This is a genomic window from Granulicella arctica (genome assembly GCF_025685605.1).
Taxonomy (GTDB): domain Bacteria; phylum Acidobacteriota; class Terriglobia; order Terriglobales; family Acidobacteriaceae; genus Edaphobacter; species Edaphobacter arcticus.
Genome location: NZ_JAGTUT010000001.1, coordinates 3,424,774 through 3,445,521 on the forward strand (window position 1 = coordinate 3,424,774; position 20,748 = coordinate 3,445,521).

Here is a 20,748-nt window from a genome sequence, read left to right on the forward strand (position 1 = left end):
CACGATGATCACCATCGAACCCCCAAGTACATCCACCATCCCGGCGTCTGCGCTCTCTAAGTCGGGGCTCACGCGCTTCCTGAATCGTGCTCGTTTGGCGATAGGCCTGGTGGGTGACGTCGAGGTGCTGCTTGCCGACGACGCGACGCTGAAGCGCCTGAACCGGGCATATCGCGGGAAGAACAAGGCTACCGATGTTCTGAGCTTTCCTGCAGCTTACAACGAGTTTGGAGGCGAAGAGCAGACAGCAGGTGACCTGGCGATCTCACTTGAAACAGCGGCCAGGCAGGCTGAGGCGTACGGGCACAGTCTGCGCGATGAGGTGCGAATTCTGCTGCTGCACGGTCTGCTGCATCTGCATGGTCTGGATCACGAAGTAGATCAGGGTGAGATGGCCGCGCGTGAGGCGCTTCTGCGAAAAGAACTTCGATTACCCGATGGTTTGATCGGCAGGGTGTCCGATACACCGAAACCATCGCGTAGGACGAAGGCATGATTCCGGTCTTTGGCTTATCACTGGTTGCGTTGCTTGCCATTCTGACCCTGGCTGCATACGTCGATCGCGTGTACTCCGAGATGGGCAAGTTTCTCGCCCGCGAATACCAGGACAATATCGATGCCTGGGAGCAGGTGGTGGAGCCTCGGCTCAGGCTTGGGCGAGAGTCGGTTGCCCTATCCGCTTCGGTGCTGCGGCAACTCTCACTCGCTGCAATTGCGCTTCTTTCCGGGTTGAGGCTCTATAGCTACCCCGTGCTCGCTCCGGGGCTGGCAGTCGCGCCGAGTGTATCGGAGGTCCTGCGAACAGCATTCGAGCTGATCCTCCTGATCCTGCTGTTTGACCGGCTGGTGCCACAGATTCTCTTCACGCGGACACGTGGTTTGTGGATCGCCAAGATTCTGTACCTGCTCGAGGCGTTGTTCTACCTCATTCTTCCGGTCACGCTGCTGCTTGGCCTGCTTCTTTCAATCGCCGCTCTGGCCGAGCCTGAAGATGCTGAGGAAGAGGAGCATCCTTCAGAGGCGATGGATGCGCTGCTTGAGGCAGGGGAAGAAGAGGGCATTCTCGAGGAGTCGGATCGTGAACTTGTACGGTCGGTTGTGGAGTTCGGCGACAAGGTGGTGCGTGAGGTGATGACTCCGCGACCAGAGATCTTCGCTGTAGCCGGCACCATGACGCTGCAGGAGTTCACGGCGCAGTTGGACGAGCACCCCTTCTCGCGCGTCCCGGTCTATTCGGATTCGCTCGATCACATTACTGGTATCGCCTTCGCACACGATCTGCTTCAGATCCTCGATACGGATGCGATGACCGTCACTGTAGCTGAGTTGCAACGCCCCGCGGCGTTCGTACCTGAGCCTAAAAAAGTGGCGGAGCTGTTGCGCGAGATGCAGCGCGAGAAGCAGCACATGCGCGTCGTCATCGACGAGTATGGTGGAGTCGCAGGGCTTGTCACCATCGAGGATTTGATCGAGGCAATAGTCGGTAACATTGCGGACGAGCATGACGACGGCGAGGAAGATGACACTCCGGCACGCGAAGCAGATGGAGCCTACACTGTCTCGGGTGGATTCGAAATCTCCCGGCTTCGTGACTTGTTTGCCGATCAGTTCGAAACGCATCGCCAAACGCGTCCTGCGGAAGATGGCGAGCCCCATCCGGACGACGATGATGCCGACGAGCGGGATACACGCGATGACCCGACGGCATTACGCCTGCCGGAGCACTACGAGTCGACGACGCTGGGCGGGTTGGTCTCAGAGATCGCCGGGCACATTCCGCTGCCGGGTGAAGTGGTCGAAGAGGATGGGCTGCGGATGGAGGTGCTGGCGTCTACGGACCGCCGCATCGACCGAATTCGCGTAAGCCTTTCCACTCATCCTTCGGCTGCCTGAAGCTTCTACGAACCCCCGACAGCGCATAATGGAGGAGATGCCCTTTCGCTCCGGATTCGTCTCTATCATCGGCCGCCCTAATGCGGGCAAGTCAACCTTGCTCAATGCTCTGCTCGGCCAGAAGCTCGCTATCGTCACACATAAACCCCAGACCACGCGGACTCGCATCCATGGTGTGCTTGAAGTTCCGCTCAAGAAGAAGGGCAAGGGTGAGCCGGGACATCCTGCGGCGCAAGTGGTGCTTGTCGATACTCCGGGCGTGCACAAGCCGGATACACAGCTCGATCGGCGGATGATGCAGGAGGTCCACGACGCTCTTGAATCGCGCGATGCCGTGCTCTTTATCGTAGATGTGACGCACCGGCTGCCACAGGCGGAGAAGCCTAAAGAGCAGGGTGCCCTGAAGCCCTTCACGAAGACGCGAGTCGAGCTTTCGAAGGCTGAGGACGATTTCGCGCTGTCGCTAATTAAAAAGCTGGAATGCCCGGTCATCCTGGTGTTGAACAAGATGGATGCGATTCCCCGAGCGGACCTCCTGCCCCTCATGGCTCACTGGTCGGCCCTGCACACGTTTGCGGATGTCATTCCAATCTCGGCGCGCAAGAAAGAGAATCTGGAGCTGCTCCTGGATAAGGTCGTCGGACAGTTGAAAGAAGGGCAGCGATACTTCCCGAAGCATCAGCTCACCGATCAGCCGGAGCGCTTCCTTGTTGCGGAACTCATTCGCGAAAAGATTCTGATGCTTACAGGCGAAGAGGTTCCCTACGCGACGGCGGTAGTTATCGAGAAGTTCGAAGAGCCTGTGCCAGAGTTGACCGAGACAGGCAAGGTAAAGAAGCGAGCCGTCGGTGCGAAGTTGCCGCTAACGAAAATTTCGGCGGCCATCTATTGCGAGCGGACAGGGCAGAAGGCGATCCTGATCGGCAAGCAGGGAACGATGCTGAAGCAGATCGGCACGGCGGCACGGAAGGATATCGAGTCGCTGCTGGGAACGCGGGTCTTCCTCGAATTGTTCGTGAAGGTGCAGGAGGAGTGGCGCAGTTCGCGAGGCTTCGTCGAAGACCTGGACTGGCGTCGTCAGCTTGAAGAAATAGCAGCCCGGCAGGCTTCGGAAGAGGGTTCTTCCGAGTAAGCTTGGAGGACATGAAAATCCTCCTTGGCCTCCTGCTTGCGCTAGCTCCCGTGGTGTCTTCTGGCCAGACCGCCGAAAAGCTGACGCCAGTCCGCCATGACTTTGTGATCAAGAACTTTCGCACCGAAAGCGGCGTGACGCTGCCCGAGGTGCACGTGATCTATGGCACGTATGGACACCTGAACGCAGCCAAGGATAATGTCGTGTTGCTGCCATCGCACTACATGGCCAAGTTCAAGGGCTACGAATGGCTGATGGGACCGGGTAAGGCTCTCGATCCTGACAAGCTCTTTCTGGTGTGTACAGAACTTTTTGCGAATGGCAGCTCTTCATCGCCAAGCAATACAGCGGAGCCATTTCATGGATCACATTTCCCGCTCATGACGATTCGCGACAACGTAAACGCGGGCCATCAGTTGCTGATCGAAGAGCTAAAGGTCCAGCATTTGAAGGCCGTCATCGGCTTTTCAATGGGGGCGCAGCAGGCATTCCAATGGGCGGTGAGCTACCCGACCTTTATGGATCGCGCGGTGGCGACCTCGGGAACCTCGAAGACCTATCCGCATGGTATCGTGCGCCTCGAAGGACAGATCGCAGCGATTACGACAGATCCGGTCTATAACAACGGGGACTACACGGCCGAGCCCTTGAAGGGAATTGAAGACTTTGGGACGATGTGGATGGGATGGCTTTATTCGCAGGAATGGTGGCACGAGGAGCTTTGGCGGGCTACGGCCAAGCCAGGAACGACCTTCGCTCAATACTTTGAGCAGCGCCGAACGCACTTCATCACAGGCGACGCGAACGACATTATTGCGCAGATGAGGACGTGGGAATCAAACGATGTCGGTGCCTCGCCGGGCTTCGGCAAGCTCGACTTTTCGAGCAAGTATGGTGGGAACATCGGTGAGGCCAGCACAAATCCTGCGACGGAGCGCGCCCTCGGTTCGATCAAGGTGCCATTTCTCTATATGCCGTCGGCTACGGACATGTACTTCCCAATCACGGACGCGACGTACGAGGCAAAGTTCATTCCCGGCGTGACCTTCATGCCGATTCCGTCGCTCTGGGGTCATCCGGCTGGAGCAGCCGCCGATCCCGCAGACGCGAAGTTTCTGAACGAAAATATAGCCAGATTCCTTTCGGGTCAGCTTGCCCCTACCAGCCTCACCAAGTAACGGGACGAGGTTTCGGGCATCGTAGTACAACGGTAGGTGATTTTCTGGAGGCAGTCGATGCGTGTAGGTTTGATGACCCGCGAGTATCCGCCAAATGTGTATGGCGGGGCCGGTGTGCATGTCGAGTATCTGAGCCTGGAGTTAGCGAAGAAGATTGAGGTTGAAGTGCACTGTTGGGGGACCCAGCAGGAGGATCGCGGCGATCTGCAGGTACGCGGGTTGGAGCCGCCGCCAGAGGTTACAGGCGACACCAAGGCCAAGTTCAAGGCTGCTGTTGACGCTTTTGCGCTGAATCTTTCGCAGATGAAGCAGCTTGCCGAGATCGACATTGTCCACACCCATACGTGGTACGTCTCGATGGCTGGCTTCCTCGCGAAGAAGCTATACAACATCCCGTTCGTGTTGACGACCCATTCACTCGAGCCACTGCGTGCATGGAAGGCGGAGCAGTTGGGCTCCGGCTATGCCATGTCATCGTGGATGGAGCGCACAGCCATTCTCGATGCCGACGCCATCATCGCTGTATCGAACGGCACGAAGGCGGATATTCTGCGGGCCTATCCCGAAGTGTCGCCTGACGTAATCCATGTGATCTACAACGGTATTGACCTGAACGAGTATCAGAAGACGGACGATACGTCGGCGCTGCTCAAATACGGGGTCGATCCAAGCAAGCCTTACGTGCTCTTCGTGGGGCGAATCACGCGCCAGAAGGGCGTCACGCATCTGGTCGAGGCAATTCCGTACATGCCACCCGGAACCCAGGTAGTGCTATGCGCCGGTGCACCCGACACGCCCGAGATTGCTGCAGAGATGCGGGAGAAGATCGAAGCACTGCGCAAGCTGACGCCCGGCAGTCGACCAGCTGCGGTCGAGAACTTTACGGACGATGGCGGCCACTCCATCGCGACGGGCGACCCGACTGATACGGGTCACAACATCGTATGGATCGAGCAGATGGTCACGAAGCAGGAGGCTATTCAGCTTTATTCGCACTGTGCGGTCTTCTGCTGTCCTTCAGTATATGAGCCCTTCGGCATCATCAACCTGGAGGCAATGGCCTGCAAAGCTCCCGTTGTAGCCTCGGCGGTTGGTGGCATTCTTGAAGTCGTCGTAGAGGGTGAGACCGGACATCTGGTGCCGTTTGAGGCTGATCCGGTGACAACCTTTCCTCTGGACGCGGATCGGTTTGCCCGGGACCTCGCGGAAAAGGTAAATGCGTTGCTGGCCGACCCTGCGAAGGCAAAGGCGTTCGGTGAGGCAGGCCGCAGGAGGGTTGAGGAAAAGTTCGCATGGTCAGCCATAGCCGACCAGACCATTGAACTCTATGCAAAGCTGATCGCCGCTCGAAAGTAAGTCGTGGGTCAAAGAAAAGCGGGCCTCCTGATCAGAGGCCCGCTTTTCTTCATTGAAATAGGTCTAAGCGCGGGACATGTAAGCGCCCTCGGTTGTGTCGACGCGGATCTTTTCGCCTTCATTGATGAATGGAGGGACCTGCACGACGAGGCCGGTCTCCGTCTTGGCTGGCTTGGTCACGGAGGATGCGGTTGCGGACTTGATGCCCGGCTCGGTCTCCATCACGGTCATCTCGACCACACCCGGAAGCTCGATACCAACCGCCTTGCCGTCGTGAAAGCTGACGCTGATGGAAAGATTGGGCGTGAGGTACTGCACCGCGTCGCCCAGCGTCTCGTACTTCAGCATGGTCTGCTCGTACTTCTCATCCATGAAGTAGTAATCTTCGCCTTCGTTGTAGAGGAACTCCATCTTGATCTCGTCGACATAGACCCGTTCGACAGGGTCAGGAGAGCGGAAACGCTCAGTAAACATGGCACCTGTGCGGACGTTGCGGAGCTTCGCCTGGATAAACGCGCGCAGGTTGCCGGGGGTGCGGTGTTCGACCGAAAAGACAAGGTGAAGATCGTCTTTGTACTTGATGATCATGCCCGGGCGCATCTGCGTTGCTGGGATCGACATAACAATTAACCTCTGATCTATGGTGCGTGTGATGGTGGAGGGCGGCTATAGGCGCAGCGGTTCGCCAGGTCCTCAACCCATCAATTGTAGCGTGTATGGCGGCAGGATTTAGTTGCCGCCGAAGAGGTGTTTGAAGAAGTGACCGAGGCGGTGACCGAAGCCTGAAGGTTGTGCCGATGGCTGGGTTGCTGCCACCGCAGGGGCTGTGGCCACGGCCGCCGGATTGCCGGAGATGGAGCCTGCCCCGTCGCCGGTGTAGCCAAGGGTCGTGACCACCTGGGCGTGTGCGACCCCGGGTGCGGCCTGGGGAACAGGTGCAGGCGGAGCCAGCCCCTCACTGATGGCAGAAGGAAAGGGGTGCTGCGCCGCCGCCTCATCGCTGGGAGTGGACGTATGAGTGGGAGCTGCGAGTAGGGCATCGGCGATTGACATCCCCGGCGCCGCGGTCGGACAGCCGCACGGAGAGGTCTCATTATCGACCACCTCCTTCAGACTGCCGTGTTCGAAGAGGACGTGCTGGTTGGGGCGTAGCTCGTAGGACGCCTCGCCAAACTGATCGGTGATCCCGAGCGTGGGAGCCGTCGCCCCATGGTTCTCAACGCAGGTATCGCCATTCTTCGTCACGCGAAGGCGAAGATCAAGAGGGCCAGCGGAGCGGAGGGCAAAGCGCAGATCGGGCGTCATCACGATGTCCGTAGCAAGGGCAGCCGTCTGGAGTTCAATGGCGCCGCGGTCAAGCGCGAGCATCAGCGGTTGCGGCCCTGCACTCTGCGACTGCGTAAGGTGGAGGCCGCTGGTCGCGCAGACCCGGACGGTGCCCCCACGGTTTAGCGCGATCTCGGCAGTGTGGTCTTTCGCGATGACAGTACTGCTGCCGATCAGGATGGCCCGGCCGTTGGTGATCGAGAGATCGCCAGACACGGTCGCATCCTGCACACCTACCGTGCCGATCGATTGCTGGGCATGAAGGGACGACGCGATGGCGAGTATCGGGATCAGCCGGAGAGCTCTCATGCGTCCAGCCTAACTCTTAAGGTTCATGAAGTTCTGGATGATCTGCTTGCCGTGCGTCGTCAGCACGCTTTCAGGGTGAAACTGGACGCCTTCAATCGGAAGCTCACGGTGGCGGAGAGCCATGATGGTCTCGCCATCGGACGTGCGTGCGGACACCTCAAGCTCGTCCGGAAAATCCTGATCCTCGACGATAAGCGAATGGTAGCGGGTGCAGGTCATTGTCAGCGGAATGCCATCGAAGATGGTTTTGCCGTCGTGGTCGACCTCGCTTGTCTTGCCATGCATCAGCTTGGGAGCACGAACGACGTTGCCACCGAAAGCCGCGCCAATCGATTGGTGACCGAGGCAGACGCCGAGGATAGGGACCTTGGTGCCACCACTCGAACCAAGCGCTGCGAAGTGCTTGATGAGGTCGATACTGATGCCGGCGTCCTGTGGAGTGCATGGACCGGGCGAGATCAGGATGCGTTCAGGGCGGAGCGCCTCGACCTCAGCGGGAGTGAGTTCGTCGTTGCGGCGAATGACCATCTCGGCACCCAGTTCGCCCATGTACTGGACAAGGTTATAGGTGAAAGAGTCGTAATTATCGAGAACGAAGATCATACTCAACCAGTTTACGCCCGCGCTCACCGGTTGATCGTGCGGCGAATACAACGGCAAGCGGGATGGCGGCGCTCTAAGGTACAAGGTGACGCGACGATGTTCTTAACACAGAAGCGCTGGAAGCATTTTGCAGCCATGGCCTTGATCGGTGATGGCGTGATGGCTGTTGTTCGCCCCGAGCACGACGCGATGGCCTGGAAGCAAGGACCCGCCCCATGGAAGAAGCTGATGCACGAACTTCATGACCGCCCTGCCCTCACGCGGCTGATTGGGATTACCCAGATCGTCGGCGGAATCTGGTGGGCGCTCCAGCAGGAAAAGGTCGACGACTAATCCGCACGCTCTGCGTAACCTTTCTGGCAGATCTACGTCGGACAAGAAGCAAATTACGCGAGGTATTGGCAATGTTTGAGTCCGAGGTGAGTCAAGATGTGCAGTCGAAGAAGATGACGCGCCGAATGTTCGTTTTGGGTGGAACTGCGGCTGCAGCAGCGACCGCCGTGCTTGGGTTGCGTCGCTCCTCCATCGTCGAGGCAGCAGTACACGGTACGCCGGGTGAGGTTACCATCGTCAACTTCTCTAATGATGGAAAGAATCTTGGCAAAGAAACTGTCGCAAAAGTGGTGAAGACAGACGGTGAGTGGCGGCAGCAGCTAGGAGCGAACTCATTCGGCATTGCACGGCAGGCGGACACCGAGATGCCCTACTCCGGCGTCAGTTGGAAGGAGCATGGCAAGGGAATCTTCCGCTGCATCTGCTGCGACACGGCGCTTTTCAGTTCGCAGACAAAGTTTGAGTCAGGAACAGGATGGCCGAGCTTTTGGGCTCCTCTGTCCAAAGAAAACATAGTTGAGAAGACGGACCGCTCGATGGGTATGGCGCGAACCGAAGTCTCTTGCGTCCGGTGCGAAGGGCATCTGGGACACGTCTTCGACGACGGCCCCGAGCCGACGGGGATGCGGTATTGCATGAACTCGGCTTCGATGCGCTTTGTGAAAACTTAGGCTCTCACTGCTGACGTGCACGTTCGATCGCCCGAACCACGGCACGGGCCTTGTTGCCGCACTCTTCGAACTCTTTCTCTGGCACCGAATCCGCCACGATTCCTGCACCCGCCTGAATGTGTCCCTGATCGCCGTTCATAAAGAGGGTGCGGATGGCAATGCAGGAGTCCAGGTTACCCGAGAAGTCAGCGTACAAAATGCTGCCTCCGTAAACGCCCCGGCGGGCAGGTTCCATCTCTTCAATAATCTCCATGGCGCGAATCTTCGGAGCGCCTGAGAGCGTTCCTGCAGGGAAGCATGCTTTGAAGGCGTCGATCGCCGAAAGCTCCGGCTTGAGCTTTCCAGTGAGCGCACTGACAAGGTGCATAACGTGGCTGTAGCGCTCTACGAACATCAGGTCCTTCACCTTCACCGACCCAAACTCACTCACGCGACCTACATCGTTGCGGCCCAGATCGACGAGCATGATGTGCTCAGCCACTTCTTTTTCATCAGCGCGGAGGTCGGCTTCCATGGCGCGATCCGTGATCTCGTCAGCGCCGCGCGGGCGCGTTCCGGCGATAGGCCGATACTCGACGGCGCGGCCATGCACGCGGACCAGCAGTTCAGGTGAGGAGCCGACGATGTGAGCCGGGGTGAGGGCCCTGCCGTTCTCGATACCAAAGCGCAAAAAGTACATATACGGTGACGGGTTGACGATGCGCAGCGCACGATAGATATCGAACGCAGGCACACCAGGGGTACAGTCGAAGCGCTGCGAGAGAACACATTGGAAGACGTCCCCTGAGCCAATGTAGTCCTTGGTACGATGGACGGCTTTGAGGAAGGCTGCCTTCGACGTGCGGGCGGTGAGTTTGAGCTTGCCTGCGATAGAGCGGTGCTTCTGCTTTGGAAGAGCCTGCGCAAGGCGGCGTTCCAGCTTGTTAAGGCGACGAACGCTGCGGGCATAAGCCGTGCCGCGGGCCTCGCGGGTTAGATCCGCCGTGACGATGAGATGGATCTCCTTCTTGACGTGGTCGAACGCAAGCACCTGGTCGAAGAACATAAGGCACGCATCCGGAACGCCAAGCTCGTCCTTCGCGGTCGCCGGCAGCCGTTCGATCTGCCGAACAACATCGTAGGAGAAGAAGCCCACGGCTCCTGCGGTAAAGGGTGGCAGACCTTCGAGGCGTGCGGGTGTGTGGCCGCTGAGGGCTGATTTCAACTCCTCGAAAACATCGCCTTCAAACGTGCGGCGCTTCCTGCCCTCGTCGATGACAATGTGTCGGCCACGAGAGACGATCTTCTTGTATGGCTGAATGCCGATAAACGTATAACGGCCGACATGCTCGCCACCCTCGACAGACTCGAGCAGGAACGCTTCCGGTTCTTCGCTGGCGATGCGAAGAAAGGCCGAGACAGGCGTTTCGAGATCTGCGGTAACGGTGCGGTAGACCGGGACGAGGGTGTGGTGCTTCGCCAGTTTGTCGAAGTCGCGGGGTGTTGGGGTATTGACTGCTTTCGTTGGCACAGGAGCTCCGTTGCCATGGTAAATGCAAGGCGACTATCAGACGGCGCAGGCAGCGAAGAACCAGAAAGAACCGTGTTCATGGAGAATTGACGGCACCTTTCCGGGTTGCGGGTCATCCTTAGTAGAGTGGCTTGTTTGCAGGTCGTCTTCTGAGCGGCCTATACTCCCCAGTTTGGGCGTATACCGGTGTTCCCAAGCTGTATGCTCGTCGCAAGCTGTAGGCGCGAGGGCATCCACGATGGCCGGAGAATCGTTAATACCAGCAGGACTTGAAAAGGATTGTAAAACCATGGCAACACTCGCTCCTCCCCTCCCCCCACAACTTTCCTTTGAACAGGAGACCAACCCCTGGGAAGCCCAGGCGGCCCGCTTCGACTTTGCAGCCAGGAAACTCAACCTCGATCCGGGCATCTGGAAGGTGCTTCGCTACCCGGCCCGCGAGCTGATCGTGCACATTCCGGTCGGCATGGATGACGGAACGATCGAGGTATTTACCGGCTATCGGGTGCAGCACTCGGTTGCGCGTGGACCGGCTAAAGGCGGCATCCGCTATTCGCCGGATGTGTCGCTCGACGAGGTTCGCGCGCTCGCAAGCTGGATGACGTGGAAGTGCGCGGTCGTCAACATCCCGTTCGGCGGCGCAAAGGGCGGCGTAATCTGCGATCCGAAGAAGATGTCGCAGGGTGAGTTGGAACGCATGACACGGCGGTATACGGCCGAGTTGATCGAGTTCATCGGACCTGAGAAGGACGTTCCCGCTCCCGATATGGGAACCGACGAGCAGACCATGGCGTGGATCATGGACACCTATTCCATGCACATGCGGCAGACGGTGACGGCAGTTGTGACGGGCAAGCCGGTCAACATCGGCGGCTCGCGGGGCCGTCGCGAGGCGACAGGACGCGGAATCTCCGTCGTCTGCGATCAGGCTTTGCGCTATCTCGGCATGCCGGTTGAAGGCTGCCGGGTTATTGTTCAGGGATTCGGCAATGTCGGCTCAAATGCCGCCAAGCTTCTCAGCGAGAAGGGTTACACGATCATCGGCATCGCCGAGTACGACGGCGGAATCTATAACGCGTCGGGCATCGACATCGCGGCGCTCACCGAGCATCGGCGTGTTGCGGGGACCATCGTCGGCTTCAAGGGTGCCGAGGTGGCTGACAAACATGAGTTGCTCACGCGCTCGTGCGAGATCCTGATTCCGGCGGCCACCGAGAATGTGATTACTAGCTTGAATGCGGCGGATCTAAACTGCCGGATTCTTTGCGAGGGCGCAAATGGGCCGACGACGATTGTTGCGGATGACATCCTTGCAGAGAAGGGCATCTTCGTCATTCCAGACATTCTTGCAAATGCGGGCGGTGTGACAACGAGCTACTTCGAATGGGTGCAGGATCGCATGGGCTATTTCTGGACCGAGGCCGAGGTGAATCAGCGGTTGGACAGCATCATGATTCAGAGCTTCGTCGATGTGATTCGCTATGCTGAGTCGCACGCGGTAAATAATCGAATCGCCGCTTATATGCTGGCGATCGATCGCGTGGCGTATACGACGAAGCAGCGCGGCTTCTACGCTTGACGGGCTGCCCCGTTTCTCTGAAACGTACTCAGTACTGGACTTGAACGGTGACCGGTACGGTGACGAGATCGCCCAACGCGAGAGCCTGGGTTCCGACTGCGGTTCCATTGAGCTGGAAGGTGTAGGTTCCCGGCTTGGTGCCGAGGTCGGTGCAGTGGCCGCAGCCGGCGAGTCCGATGGTTGTGGAGATCGCGATGAGGCCGAGCAGGCCGCGAAGCCAGATGCGACGGCGTGGAAGCCAGAGCAGGAGCAGGCCTGCAAGTACCGGGCCGATGTAGTTGAGGCTCGCGCTGTTTCCGTAGAAGTAAGGCGTTGTTGATCCGCAATCGTGGGGCGCGGCGGTGGTGAAGGCGAGTGCCGTGTTGCCGCCGCCACCAGGAATGGTATCAATCGCGAAGGTACAGGAAGCCTCAACCGGCAGGTCGGCGCAGGTGAGTTTGACCGGCGTGTTGTAAGCACCAACAGGTGAGACGGTCACCAGAAGTGACGTTGAGAGGCCGATGCCAGCCAACGCGGGGCCGGACGCCAGATCAGTGACCGTGATCGTATAAGCGTTGGTCCCGCTGGAGAACACAACTTTTGGCGCCACGTTTGCAGCAGGTTTGCTGGTTTGTGCGGAGATGCAGGGCACAAAAAGACCAAGGGCGATAAGGACGAGGAGCCGAGGCAGAGGCATAAGGGACCATCAGTTTTCCAGTGAGGATGAGTCGACTCTACCATGTCAATGTGAACAGCTGTCCTGATACGGCACTGTTGTTGCTGTGACTGACGTTTCGCGAGCAGGTGCGCGATGTGGCAGAATGCTAGCATCTGCCGTGTGTGACGGCCTCCATGCTGCGCTATGCGTTGGCCTACCTTCATGAACCTGCCTAACTCCATCACGCTGAGTCGCATCGCGAGCATCCCGCTTCTAGTCTGGGTGCTCTCGTCTGCCTTCCCATGGCATGGCGGGCACGGTTTGACGGGTCTTGCTGGCGGTCAGCAGGAGCTTGTGGCGTCGGTACTGTTTATTGCTGCGAGCATCACCGATGGACTTGACGGCTACCTTGCTCGGCGTCGCGGCCAGATCACGACGATGGGCATTCTGCTTGATCCGCTGGCGGATAAGCTCCTGGTCTCTACGGCGTTCATCATTCTGGTGGCGTATACGCCGCAGATTGTTCCGCCCTGGGTAGCGACCGTGGTGATCGGTCGGGAGTTCCTTGTGTCAGGGCTGCGTTCGATTGCCTCAGCGGAGGGCTTTACGATCGAGGCGAGCGAGATCGGCAAGCTGAAGACTGTGATCCAGATCGTCTCGGTGGTGGCGGCGATCCTGGCACATCGATGGCTCTACTGGAACTGGTTCGGGTTCATCGTCGGCGTTCACCTGATTGCGGTTACGGCCATCTACTGGATGATTGTGGTTTCTATCATCTCGGCTGTGGACTACTTTGTCGGCTTCTGGAAGAAGATCGACCATGCGTCGAACACGCAGCGGAAGAGTGCGGTGCTCAGCCGGCGCAAGCCGAAGGTTCCGGTTGGTGGCCCGGAACAGTCTACCCGTGCGCTGTAGGACACTCTTCCCTCTGCCTGATATTTTTCAGTTTCGGGGTGGAGTTTAAGTCGCTTGTTTGCAAGTACTTAGGTCGCGAGGTCCAGCTAAAGTATTCTATCCATTGCGTTTAGAGGCAAACTACTCATTCTGAAAGGCTTGAGAGTGTGCGTTCAAAGCCCCGGCTTGTGGCTGGGGCTTGATTTGCCTCTGTTCTCAGTATATTGGATAGGGTGGAACTAACCGGCCAACTTTCTTTCACTCTTTTCTTCATGTAAGTTGTTCTTTTCAGGCGAGTTGCGCTTTGTGCGGTAAAGGGTGGGCTTGACAGTTCTTTTGGAAGGTTAGATCGAGGGACCAGAAGCGATGACGACGATGATGCGGGAGCGGATGTTACTCGGGCTGGCGTTGGTGATGCTGGCGGCGGGAGCGGTGTTGCCGATGATGCATCAGGTGGCTGCGGGATCGGTAGTGCGATGGATTGCGGTGGTGCTGCTGTGTGGTTTTGCCATGGGACGTCGTTCGCTGACGCCCTGGATCTTTGTAGCTATGGTGGCGGGTGCGGAGATCGGCTTCGATGCGCCGGGCTTTGCGGTGCAGTTGCGCGTGTTGAGCGATATCTTCCTGCGACTGATCAAGACGATTGTGGCCCCGCTGATCCTCGCGACGCTGATTACGGGAATCGCCGGGCATGGGGATATGAAGAGCGTGGGGCGGATGGCGTGGAAGAGCCTGGTCTACTTTGAGGTGATTACGACGCTGGCGCTGGTGATCGGGCTGGTGGCGATCCGTGTGACCCAGGCCGGGGTTGGTCTGAGCGTTCCTATCGCGGCTGGGGCGACGGGGTTAGCTGCACCTCCGGTACAGCACTGGCAGGACTTTATCCTGCATACCTTTCCCGAAAACATTGTGAAGGCGATCTACGAGGGGCAGATTCTGCAGGTGTCGGTGTTTGCGGTGTTCTTTGGGATTGCGCTGGCGCTGCTGCCGGAGTCGAAGCGCGCTCCTGTGCTGCGGCTTACGGAGAGTCTGAGCGAGGTGATGTTCGGGTTCACCAATCTCGTGATGTACTTTGCGCCGGTAGCGGTGGGGGCGGCGCTGGCTTATACGGTGGGGCAGATGGGCGCGGGGGTTCTGGTCAACCTTGGCAAGCTGGTGCTGACGTATTACGGCGCGCTGATCGCGCTGGCGGTACTGGTGATGCTGCCGGTCATGCTGCTGTTCCGGATCCCGGTGCTGGGGTTTGTGCGGGCGGTGGCGGAGCCAGCTTCGATTGCGTTTGCGACGAGTGCGAGCGAGGCGGGGCTGCCACGCGCGATGGAGGCCATGGAGGCGTTCGGGGTGCCGCGTAAGGTGGTGGCGTTCGTGATTCCAGCCGGGTACAGCTTCAATATGGATGGCGCGGCAGTCTATCTGACGCTGGCGTCAATGTTTGTGGTGCAGGCTGCGGGAATGCATCTTTCGCTGGGCGCGCAGATTGGCATGGTGCTGATGTTGATGCTGGCGAGCAAGGGCGTGAGCGGCGTTCCGCGAGCGACGCTGATGGTGTTGATGGCGGCTGCGGCGTCGCTACAGCTGCCGCCGGAGCCAATCTTCGTGATTCTTGGAATCGATGCAGTGATGGATATGGGGCGGTCGACGGCGAACTTAGTGGGGAACTGCCTGGCAAGTGCGGTGGTTGCGCGGTGGGAAGGAACGTTTGGCATGGAGCTTCCGAGTGCGGTGGTGGTGGAGGGAATGGCGGAGTAGAAATTCACTTGCCGGATTCAGTTTTTTTGTCATGATCACTTCATCCCGGCTTCATGATCGCGGGCTATGCTGGCCACCACATCTTGTGAGGAGTTGTGCGATGAAGAAGCTGCTTGACGACGACGTTACGCCTGACACGAAGAAGAAGCCCAAGCCGACGACACCGCCGTTGCCAACGTCCACCCCAGCCCCTACAGGCGGAGGCGGGCAGCCGGTGTTCTCTCAGCCTCTTCCGTCGCCTGATCCAACCGGGTTCAAGAATCCTGTGACGGACCAGAAAGATATTGAACTGAAGAGCCTTGGCGCGGTGCCTATGCCGCGAGGTGGTGCGGTGGAGCCGGTGCTGACGCTGGCTGCAGTGTACGGAAGCGCCGGAGCGGCGAAGGTGGCGGCGCTTACGGCGGCGGGGCAGATCGTCTTCCACTCGGTCGGGGATACGGGAAATGTACAGGGACCGCAGATGCAGTCGCTGGTGGCGGACAAGATGGTGTCGGATTTTGTGGAGGCGAAGGCGGCCGATGTGCCATCGTTCTTCTTCAATCTCGGGGACATTGTTTATTACTTTGGCGAAGCGACGTATTACTACGACCAGTTTTACGAACCTTATCGCGAGTATCCTGCGCCGATCCTCGCCATTGCGGGCAACCATGACGGCGTGGTGTATGCGAAGGATCCGGAGGCAACGCTGGCCGCCTTTCTGGCAAACTTCTGCGCACCTGCGGCGGTGCAGTCGGGAGACTCGGGTGGCTTGTTGCGGACGACGATGATCCAGCCGGGTGTTTACTTCACGTTCGAGGCCCCGTTTGTGCGGGTGCTGGCGCTGTATAGCAATGTGCTGGAAGACCCGGGCATGATCTCGAACCAGGGCGCGACCGGATCGGTGCTGGATGGGCGGCAGGTGGCGTTTCTGACGGCGGCTTTGAAGCGCATCAAGAGCGAGAAGTTTACGGGTGCGGTGATTATCGCGGTACACCATCCGCCGTTCACGGGTGGTTCGACGCATGGCGGGAGTCCGCTGATGCTGGCGGATATCGACAGCGCGTGTACGGCTGCAGGGGTATGGCCGCATGCGGTCTTCTCGGGACATTCGCACAACTATCAGCGGTTTACGCGGACGGTGGATGGACTACAGATTCCGTTTATTGTGGCGGGGTGTGGGGGACATTCGCCTCTCTCGAAGATGAGCGGGACATACCGGACGCCCTACGTGGTCGACAGCACGCTGACGCTGGAGAACTACGATGCGACGGACTTCGGCTATCTGCGGGTGATCGTGACTGCGACGACGATGACGGTGGAGTTTCATCCGCAGAGCGATGGCAGCACGACGAAGACGCCGAACGACGTGGTGACGATTACGCTGGCGACCCACACGGTGGTGTAGGTCAGTAGCGCTGGATGTCGTTGTAGAGGACGACGTAAGTCTCGATATACCAGGAGACGGCGAAGAGGATAATCATGGCGGCGGTGGCCCAGCAGAAGACCCGGACGGGGAGGGTCTTGGCTAGGGATGGCGCGGGCGCGGGTGCGGTGGTGGTGCCGAAGAAGGCGTTGAACTCGGCGTCGAAGCGCGCTTCGTAGTCGCGCTCGGCTTCGCGGAAGAGCAGGCCGCTGATGATGGCGATGCCGGCGGCGAAGGCGAGGCGGAAGAGGCTGTCGTCGATGCGGTCGTTGACGGTGGTGGCCGTGACGAGGAAGGCGGCGTGGAAGACGCTGAAGAGCGAGAGGATGGAGAGGAGCAGGGCTACGGGTTTGGCAATGTCCAGAACCATGGTCGGCCTCGTGCTGTGCCAGTTTACGGCTTTCTGAGGATGAGATGGGGCCAGAGTAGTATTCGGTTGACGGTGGAGGCTGGATTGCGGCGAGTGGTGGTGGGGCTGATGGTGGGACTGCTGGCGCACGCTGCGTCTGGAGCAAGCTTCGATTGTAAGAAGGCGGTGCGGCCTAAGGAGAAGGCGATCTGCGCCGATGCGGACCTCGGCAAGGTCGATGAGGAGGTTGCGGCGGCGTACCGGGTGGCCCGGCGGAAGGTGTCGCCTGCGGCTGCGGCGCTGATGCTGGGGGATCAGCGGGAGTGGCTGCGATGGCTGAGTACGGTGTGCGATGCGGCACGGTCGGTTGATGCGAAGAAGCTGGCGGGGTGCCTGGTGGGGCCGTATCGGGAGCGGGCGGAGGTGCTGGAGAAGGCGGTTTTGAAGCGCGGGGAGACGATGTTCTTCACGCGGACGATGTACCTGGCAGGGGCGGACATGTCGGGTGAGGAGAGTGGCGCGCCGGCGTTTCCGGGCTTCGGAACGATGGAGGCCGATTGGGTGCAGGCGGATTCTGCCGAGGCAGGATGGGGCGTGTGGAACGCGGCGGTGGAGCGGTGGGCGCATGAAGCCTTCGGTGATAAGGGACAACCGTGGCGGAACGAGCAGGCTGCGGGGGCGGACGGGAGCGTCTCGGTGACGCTGGCGCAGATGACGCCTGATCGGGTTTCGGTGCTGGTGGTACAGGACTCCATGGGGCATGGGGCGGCGCATCCGATGGAGTATGCGGAGGAGATTCACTGGCTGTGGAAGGAGCAGCGGGAGCTGCGGGCGGATGATGTCTTTCGAGCGGGGTCAGGATGGAGGCAGGTGATTGCGCGTCGGTGCTGGGCTGCGTTGCAGGAGGAGCCGGGTGCTGATGAACTGCTCATCAAGAGTTCGCATGAGAAGAGTTTTTTGACGCAGGTTGGATCTCCAAGGAACTGGACGCTTGATCGGAAGGGCCTGACGGTGAGCTTTCAGGAGTACTCGGTGTCGCCGCGTGCGGCGCCTGCGCCGGATGTTCTGGTGCCCTGGGCGGCGCTGAAGCCATACGTTGTTCCAGCATTTTTTCCGGTTCGATGACTGCAGGGGACGCGATGGCGTCTTACTTTGTGGAAGTGCGTGGAACGTCCATTGATATACTTGGTGGTTAGGTTTGCCGAGTACGGAAGTTTCGGTGTTTAGCTGCTGAGCATAAGAAGTGAAACGGGTCTTCGATGAGCAATTTTCTTGAGACGATACACTCGCCGGCCGATGTAAAGAAGCTCTCGCTGACGGAGCTCGAGGGTCTTGCTGCGGAGATTCGCGAACGGCTGATCGTGAGTGTAGCGAAGACCGGCGGGCATATTGGGCCAAATCTTGGCGTGGTTGAGCTGACGATTGCGATGCATTACGTGTTCGACACACCTACGGACAGTTTTGTCTTCGATGTGAGCCACCAGGCGTACGTGCATAAGTTGCTGACGGGGCGCGAGAGCCAGTTTCATACGATTCGGCAGCCGGGTGGGTTGAACGGCTTTATGCTGCGGACTGAATCGGAGCATGACAGCTATGGCGCGGGGCATGCCGGGACAGCGTTGAGTGCGGCGCTGGGGATGGCCGTGGCGCGGGATATGTCGGGCGGTAGCGAGCATATCGTGGCGCTGGCGGGGGATGCGGCGTTTACGAACGGGATCTCATTTGAGGCGCTGAACAATATTGCCGCGCAGACGAAGCGTCTGATCGTGGTGCTGAACGACAATGCGTGGTCGATCGACAAGAACGTTGGGGCAATTGCGGAGTACTTCCACAAGATTGTGACGAACCCTACGCTGAACAGCCTGCATGATCGCGCGGCTGGGTTGCTGGAGCGATTTGGCGGCAAGACGGTGCGGCATGTGGCGCGCAAGGCGGAAGAGGCGGCAAAGGGCTTGATCGGTCCGGGCATGTTGTTCGAGGAGTTTGGGCTGAGCTACTTCGGGCCACTCGATGGGCATAATCTGCCGCTGCTGATTGAGACGTTCAAGTTCCTGAAACAGCAGAATAAGCCGGTCGTGCTGCACGCGATTACTCAGAAGGGCAAGGGGTTTGAACCGGCGATCACGATGCAAAAGAAGTTTCACGGGCTGGGGCCTTACGACGCTCAGACCGGTGAGACGAAGCCTGCGGGGCAGAAGACCTATTCAGAGGTCTTTGCGGAGTCGTTGACGAAGCTGGCGAACGGCAACGACAAGGTCGTGGCGATTACGGCGGCGATGCCGAACGGGACCGCGCTTGATCTGTTCCGGCCGCATCATCCAAAGCGGTACTTCGATGTGGGGATTGCGGAAGAGCATGCGGTGATCTTCGCGGCGGGGATGGCAACGAAGGGGTACAAGCCTTTCTGTGCGATCTACTCCACGTTTTTGCAGCGAGCGTTCGATCAGATTGTGCATGATGTTTGTTTGCAGAATCTGCCTGTGGTGTTTTGCATGGATCGCGGTGGGCTGAGTGGCGATGATGGGCCAACACATCATGGGCTATTCGATATCAGCTATCTGCGGAGCGTGCCGAACCTGATCCACATGGTGCCGAAGGACGAGGATGAGTTAGCGGACATGATGTACACGGCGATGCTCCATGAGGGGCCGAGTGCGATTCGGTATCCGCGTGGCGTTGGTCCAGGGACGGTAGTGAAGGCTCAACCGGTGGCGCTGGCGATCGGCAGAGCCGAGGTGATCGCGGAGCCGGAGCATGTTGAGGTAGCTATCTTTGGTCTTGGCGCGATGCTGCCGGAGGCGGTGCGGCTTGCCGCGATGCTCGAGCGTGAGGGGTTCGCGGCGGCGGTGATCAATCCGCGATTTGCGAAGCCAGTTGACCGGGAGTGCGTTGGGGATTTTGGTGGGCGATGTGGGCTGGTCGTGACGCTTGAGGATCATGTGCTCGCTGGAGGTTTTGGGTCTGCGGTATTAGAGACGCTGAACGCTTTGGAGCTTACGGTACCTGTAGTGCGGGTGGGCTGGCCAGATGAGTTTATCGAGCACGGCAAGGTGGAGATACTGCGGGAGAAGTATGGCCTCACGGCTGAGGCGGCGCTTGCAAAGGCGCGGCCTTATCTAGCGGCGATGGAAAGCCGCAAGCTGGCTGTGCGGTAGAGCTTTCCAAAGGCTCAATGCCGATCAATGTGGATCACGCTGATATTTCTTGCAGGAGTTCGGCAGTCCGGCGGTGGCGGAAGGCGAAGGCGCTACGGATCTGACCGCTGACGGCTAACCAGTTGGCGAAGACGCCGAGTGGACCTAGCGGAACCTCGTAGTGAAGATCATCGCGGAGGAGGGTGCCGACTATGTTGTCGCGGGTCTCTGCGGAGACGTGATGGCAGTGATGCCAGTAGGCGAAGGGGCCGGTGAGCTGCAGGTCGCAGAAATGATCGTTCCAGGCGAACTCGTCTATCTCAGCGTCCCACTTGAGGCGGATGGGCGCGAAGGGAACGGGGTGGAAGCTGAGGAGTATCCGGCTGCCTTTGCCCGCGACCGGAGTTCCCGGAATATTTGAAGGGTGTGCGGGGGCGGGTGTCAGCGTGGCTTTGTCGATGCGGGCTTTCTGCCAGTCGGGCATGAGGCGCGGGAGGTTTGCCGGGTCGGAGAAGAAGCGGAAGACGTGTTCGACCGGGTAGGGCAGCCACTGCTCGGATTGGAAGTGATAGCGCATCTTGCTGGTTGGATGCGAATGGTGGCGTGGGGAAGGAAGGCCTGACGCGGATCAGTTCGGATGAACGGATCAAGGCGCGGGATGAGGCAATTGCAGGTGCGACAAAGAAAGCAACG

20 protein-coding genes are annotated in these 20,748 nt (G+C 59.2%); 13 read left to right on the plus strand and 7 right to left on the minus strand.

Annotated elements, in window-relative coordinates; genetic code table 11:
• The first annotated feature begins 4 nt into the window (after positions 1 to 4).
• From ybeY to OHL20_RS14615, 5 genes are read left to right on the plus strand one after another with little or no spacing between them, the layout of a single operon-like run.
• Positions 5 to 496, plus strand: a complete 492-nt coding sequence (ybeY, locus tag OHL20_RS14595; RefSeq protein ID WP_263383909.1) for an rRNA maturation RNase YbeY — start codon at positions 5 to 7, stop codon at positions 494 to 496.
• Entirely contained in the window at positions 493 to 1,893 is a 1,401-nt protein-coding gene (locus tag OHL20_RS14600; protein WP_263383910.1) for a hemolysin family protein, read from the plus strand. Before ybeY ends, OHL20_RS14600 begins: the two co-directional genes overlap by 4 nt.
• Positions 1,894 to 1,930: 37 nt before the next feature.
• Positions 1,931 to 3,025 (plus strand): GTPase Era, encoded by a 1,095-nt coding sequence (gene era, locus OHL20_RS14605; RefSeq protein WP_263383911.1) that lies wholly within the window; start codon positions 1,931 to 1,933, stop codon positions 3,023 to 3,025.
• A gap of 11 nt (positions 3,026 to 3,036) precedes the next feature.
• Complete coding sequence (locus OHL20_RS14610) at positions 3,037 to 4,203, plus strand: alpha/beta fold hydrolase (protein ID WP_263383912.1); 1,167 nt, start codon at positions 3,037 to 3,039, stop codon at positions 4,201 to 4,203.
• Positions 4,204 to 4,260: 57 nt separating this feature from the next.
• Positions 4,261 to 5,559, plus strand: coding sequence for a glycosyltransferase family 4 protein (locus tag OHL20_RS14615; RefSeq protein ID WP_263383913.1), 1,299 nt, complete (start codon positions 4,261 to 4,263; stop codon positions 5,557 to 5,559).
• A 63-nt stretch (positions 5,560 to 5,622) separates the two neighbouring features.
• Here the strand turns inward: OHL20_RS14615 and efp are convergent, their stop codons facing one another.
• The 3 genes from efp to OHL20_RS14630 form a co-directional block, all read right to left on the minus strand.
• Positions 5,623 to 6,180 carry an elongation factor P gene (efp, locus tag OHL20_RS14620; RefSeq protein ID WP_263383914.1) on the minus strand — a complete coding sequence of 186 codons (558 nt, stop codon included), beginning with the start codon at positions 6,178 to 6,180 and terminating at the stop codon, positions 5,623 to 5,625.
• Positions 6,181 to 6,288: 108 nt separating this feature from the next.
• Entirely contained in the window at positions 6,289 to 7,194 is a 906-nt protein-coding gene (locus OHL20_RS14625) for a nuclease (protein ID WP_263383915.1), read from the minus strand.
• Between the two features lie 9 nt (positions 7,195 to 7,203).
• Complete coding sequence (locus OHL20_RS14630; RefSeq protein ID WP_263383916.1) at positions 7,204 to 7,797, minus strand: anthranilate synthase component II; 594 nt, start codon at positions 7,795 to 7,797, stop codon at positions 7,204 to 7,206.
• 96 nt (positions 7,798 to 7,893) lie between these two features.
• On the opposite strand from OHL20_RS14630, the gene OHL20_RS14635 reads away from it, so the two are divergent.
• The gene (locus tag OHL20_RS14635) at positions 7,894 to 8,130 is read left to right on the plus strand and encodes a hypothetical protein (protein WP_263383917.1); all 237 of its coding nucleotides are present in this window, start codon (positions 7,894 to 7,896) and stop codon (positions 8,128 to 8,130) included.
• Between the two features lie 71 nt (positions 8,131 to 8,201).
• Positions 8,202 to 8,801 carry a peptide-methionine (R)-S-oxide reductase MsrB gene (gene msrB / locus OHL20_RS14640; protein WP_263383918.1) on the plus strand — a complete coding sequence of 200 codons (600 nt, stop codon included), beginning with the start codon at positions 8,202 to 8,204 and terminating at the stop codon, positions 8,799 to 8,801.
• A 4-nt stretch (positions 8,802 to 8,805) separates the two neighbouring features.
• Here the strand turns inward: msrB and trpE are convergent, their stop codons facing one another.
• Entirely contained in the window at positions 8,806 to 10,311 is a 1,506-nt protein-coding gene (gene trpE, locus OHL20_RS14645; protein WP_263383919.1) for an anthranilate synthase component I, read from the minus strand.
• Positions 10,312 to 10,600: 289 nt separating this feature from the next.
• On the opposite strand from trpE, the gene OHL20_RS14650 reads away from it, so the two are divergent.
• Positions 10,601 to 11,890 (plus strand): Glu/Leu/Phe/Val family dehydrogenase, encoded by a 1,290-nt coding sequence (locus OHL20_RS14650; protein WP_263383920.1) that lies wholly within the window; start codon positions 10,601 to 10,603, stop codon positions 11,888 to 11,890.
• A gap of 28 nt (positions 11,891 to 11,918) precedes the next feature.
• On the opposite strand, the gene OHL20_RS14655 is transcribed toward OHL20_RS14650, so the two are convergent.
• Complete coding sequence (locus OHL20_RS14655; protein ID WP_263383921.1) at positions 11,919 to 12,566, minus strand: hypothetical protein; 648 nt, start codon at positions 12,564 to 12,566, stop codon at positions 11,919 to 11,921.
• A gap of 183 nt (positions 12,567 to 12,749) precedes the next feature.
• Here OHL20_RS14655 and pgsA point away from each other — a divergent pair, with 183 nt between their 5' ends.
• The 3 genes from pgsA (at position 12,750) to OHL20_RS14670 (ending at position 16,554) form a co-directional block, all read left to right on the plus strand.
• On the plus strand, positions 12,750 to 13,442 hold the full coding sequence (gene pgsA, locus OHL20_RS14660; RefSeq protein WP_263385018.1) for a CDP-diacylglycerol--glycerol-3-phosphate 3-phosphatidyltransferase: 693 nt from the start codon (positions 12,750 to 12,752) through the stop codon (positions 13,440 to 13,442).
• A 345-nt stretch (positions 13,443 to 13,787) separates the two neighbouring features.
• Entirely contained in the window at positions 13,788 to 15,170 is a 1,383-nt protein-coding gene (locus OHL20_RS14665) for a dicarboxylate/amino acid:cation symporter (protein WP_263383922.1), read from the plus strand.
• A gap of 100 nt (positions 15,171 to 15,270) precedes the next feature.
• Complete coding sequence (locus OHL20_RS14670) at positions 15,271 to 16,554, plus strand: metallophosphoesterase family protein (protein WP_263383923.1); 1,284 nt, start codon at positions 15,271 to 15,273, stop codon at positions 16,552 to 16,554.
• 1 nt (position 16,555) lies between these two features.
• Here OHL20_RS14670 and OHL20_RS14675 read toward each other — a convergent pair whose 3' ends face one another.
• On the minus strand, positions 16,556 to 16,942 hold the full coding sequence (locus OHL20_RS14675; RefSeq protein ID WP_263383924.1) for a hypothetical protein: 387 nt from the start codon (positions 16,940 to 16,942) through the stop codon (positions 16,556 to 16,558).
• A 39-nt stretch (positions 16,943 to 16,981) separates the two neighbouring features.
• Here OHL20_RS14675 and OHL20_RS14680 point away from each other — a divergent pair, with 39 nt between their 5' ends.
• Both OHL20_RS14680 and dxs read left to right on the plus strand, forming a co-directional pair.
• Entirely contained in the window at positions 16,982 to 18,046 is a 1,065-nt protein-coding gene (locus tag OHL20_RS14680) for a DUF3298 domain-containing protein (RefSeq protein WP_263383925.1), read from the plus strand.
• A gap of 134 nt (positions 18,047 to 18,180) precedes the next feature.
• Positions 18,181 to 20,076, plus strand: a complete 1,896-nt coding sequence (gene dxs / locus OHL20_RS14685) for a 1-deoxy-D-xylulose-5-phosphate synthase (protein WP_263383926.1) — start codon at positions 18,181 to 18,183, stop codon at positions 20,074 to 20,076.
• Positions 20,077 to 20,110: 34 nt separating this feature from the next.
• Here the strand turns inward: dxs and OHL20_RS14690 are convergent, their stop codons facing one another.
• Entirely contained in the window at positions 20,111 to 20,632 is a 522-nt protein-coding gene (locus OHL20_RS14690) for an SRPBCC family protein (protein WP_263383927.1), read from the minus strand.
• Positions 20,633 to 20,748 lie beyond the last annotated feature (116 nt).

Bases quoted from the DNA above. Each gene is read 5' to 3' on its own strand.
- ybeY (WP_263383909.1), top strand. From the start codon at position 5: ATGATCACCATCGAACCCCCAAGTACATCCACCATCCCGGCGTCTGCG.
- OHL20_RS14600 (WP_263383910.1), top strand. From the start codon at position 493: ATGATTCCGGTCTTTGGCTTATCACTGGTTGCGTTGCTTGCCATTCTG.
- era (WP_263383911.1), top strand. From the start codon at position 1,931: ATGCCCTTTCGCTCCGGATTCGTCTCTATCATCGGCCGCCCTAATGCG.
- OHL20_RS14610 (WP_263383912.1), top strand. From the start codon at position 3,037: ATGAAAATCCTCCTTGGCCTCCTGCTTGCGCTAGCTCCCGTGGTGTCT.
- OHL20_RS14615 (WP_263383913.1), top strand. From the start codon at position 4,261: ATGCGTGTAGGTTTGATGACCCGCGAGTATCCGCCAAATGTGTATGGC.
- efp (WP_263383914.1), bottom strand. From the start codon at position 6,180: ATGTCGATCCCAGCAACGCAGATGCGCCCGGGCATGATCATCAAGTAC.
- OHL20_RS14625 (WP_263383915.1), bottom strand. From the start codon at position 7,194: ATGAGAGCTCTCCGGCTGATCCCGATACTCGCCATCGCGTCGTCCCTT.
- OHL20_RS14630 (WP_263383916.1), bottom strand. From the start codon at position 7,797: ATGATCTTCGTTCTCGATAATTACGACTCTTTCACCTATAACCTTGTC.
- OHL20_RS14635 (WP_263383917.1), top strand. From the start codon at position 7,894: ATGTTCTTAACACAGAAGCGCTGGAAGCATTTTGCAGCCATGGCCTTG.
- msrB (WP_263383918.1), top strand. From the start codon at position 8,202: ATGTTTGAGTCCGAGGTGAGTCAAGATGTGCAGTCGAAGAAGATGACG.
- OHL20_RS14650 (WP_263383920.1), top strand. From the start codon at position 10,601: ATGGCAACACTCGCTCCTCCCCTCCCCCCACAACTTTCCTTTGAACAG.
- OHL20_RS14655 (WP_263383921.1), bottom strand. From the start codon at position 12,566: ATGCCTCTGCCTCGGCTCCTCGTCCTTATCGCCCTTGGTCTTTTTGTG.
- pgsA (WP_263385018.1), top strand. From the start codon at position 12,750: ATGAACCTGCCTAACTCCATCACGCTGAGTCGCATCGCGAGCATCCCG.
- OHL20_RS14665 (WP_263383922.1), top strand. From the start codon at position 13,788: ATGACGACGATGATGCGGGAGCGGATGTTACTCGGGCTGGCGTTGGTG.
- OHL20_RS14670 (WP_263383923.1), top strand. From the start codon at position 15,271: ATGAAGAAGCTGCTTGACGACGACGTTACGCCTGACACGAAGAAGAAG.
- OHL20_RS14675 (WP_263383924.1), bottom strand. From the start codon at position 16,942: ATGGTTCTGGACATTGCCAAACCCGTAGCCCTGCTCCTCTCCATCCTC.
- OHL20_RS14680 (WP_263383925.1), top strand. From the start codon at position 16,982: ATGAGATGGGGCCAGAGTAGTATTCGGTTGACGGTGGAGGCTGGATTG.
- dxs (WP_263383926.1), top strand. From the start codon at position 18,181: ATGAGCAATTTTCTTGAGACGATACACTCGCCGGCCGATGTAAAGAAG.
- OHL20_RS14690 (WP_263383927.1), bottom strand. From the start codon at position 20,632: ATGCGCTATCACTTCCAATCCGAGCAGTGGCTGCCCTACCCGGTCGAA.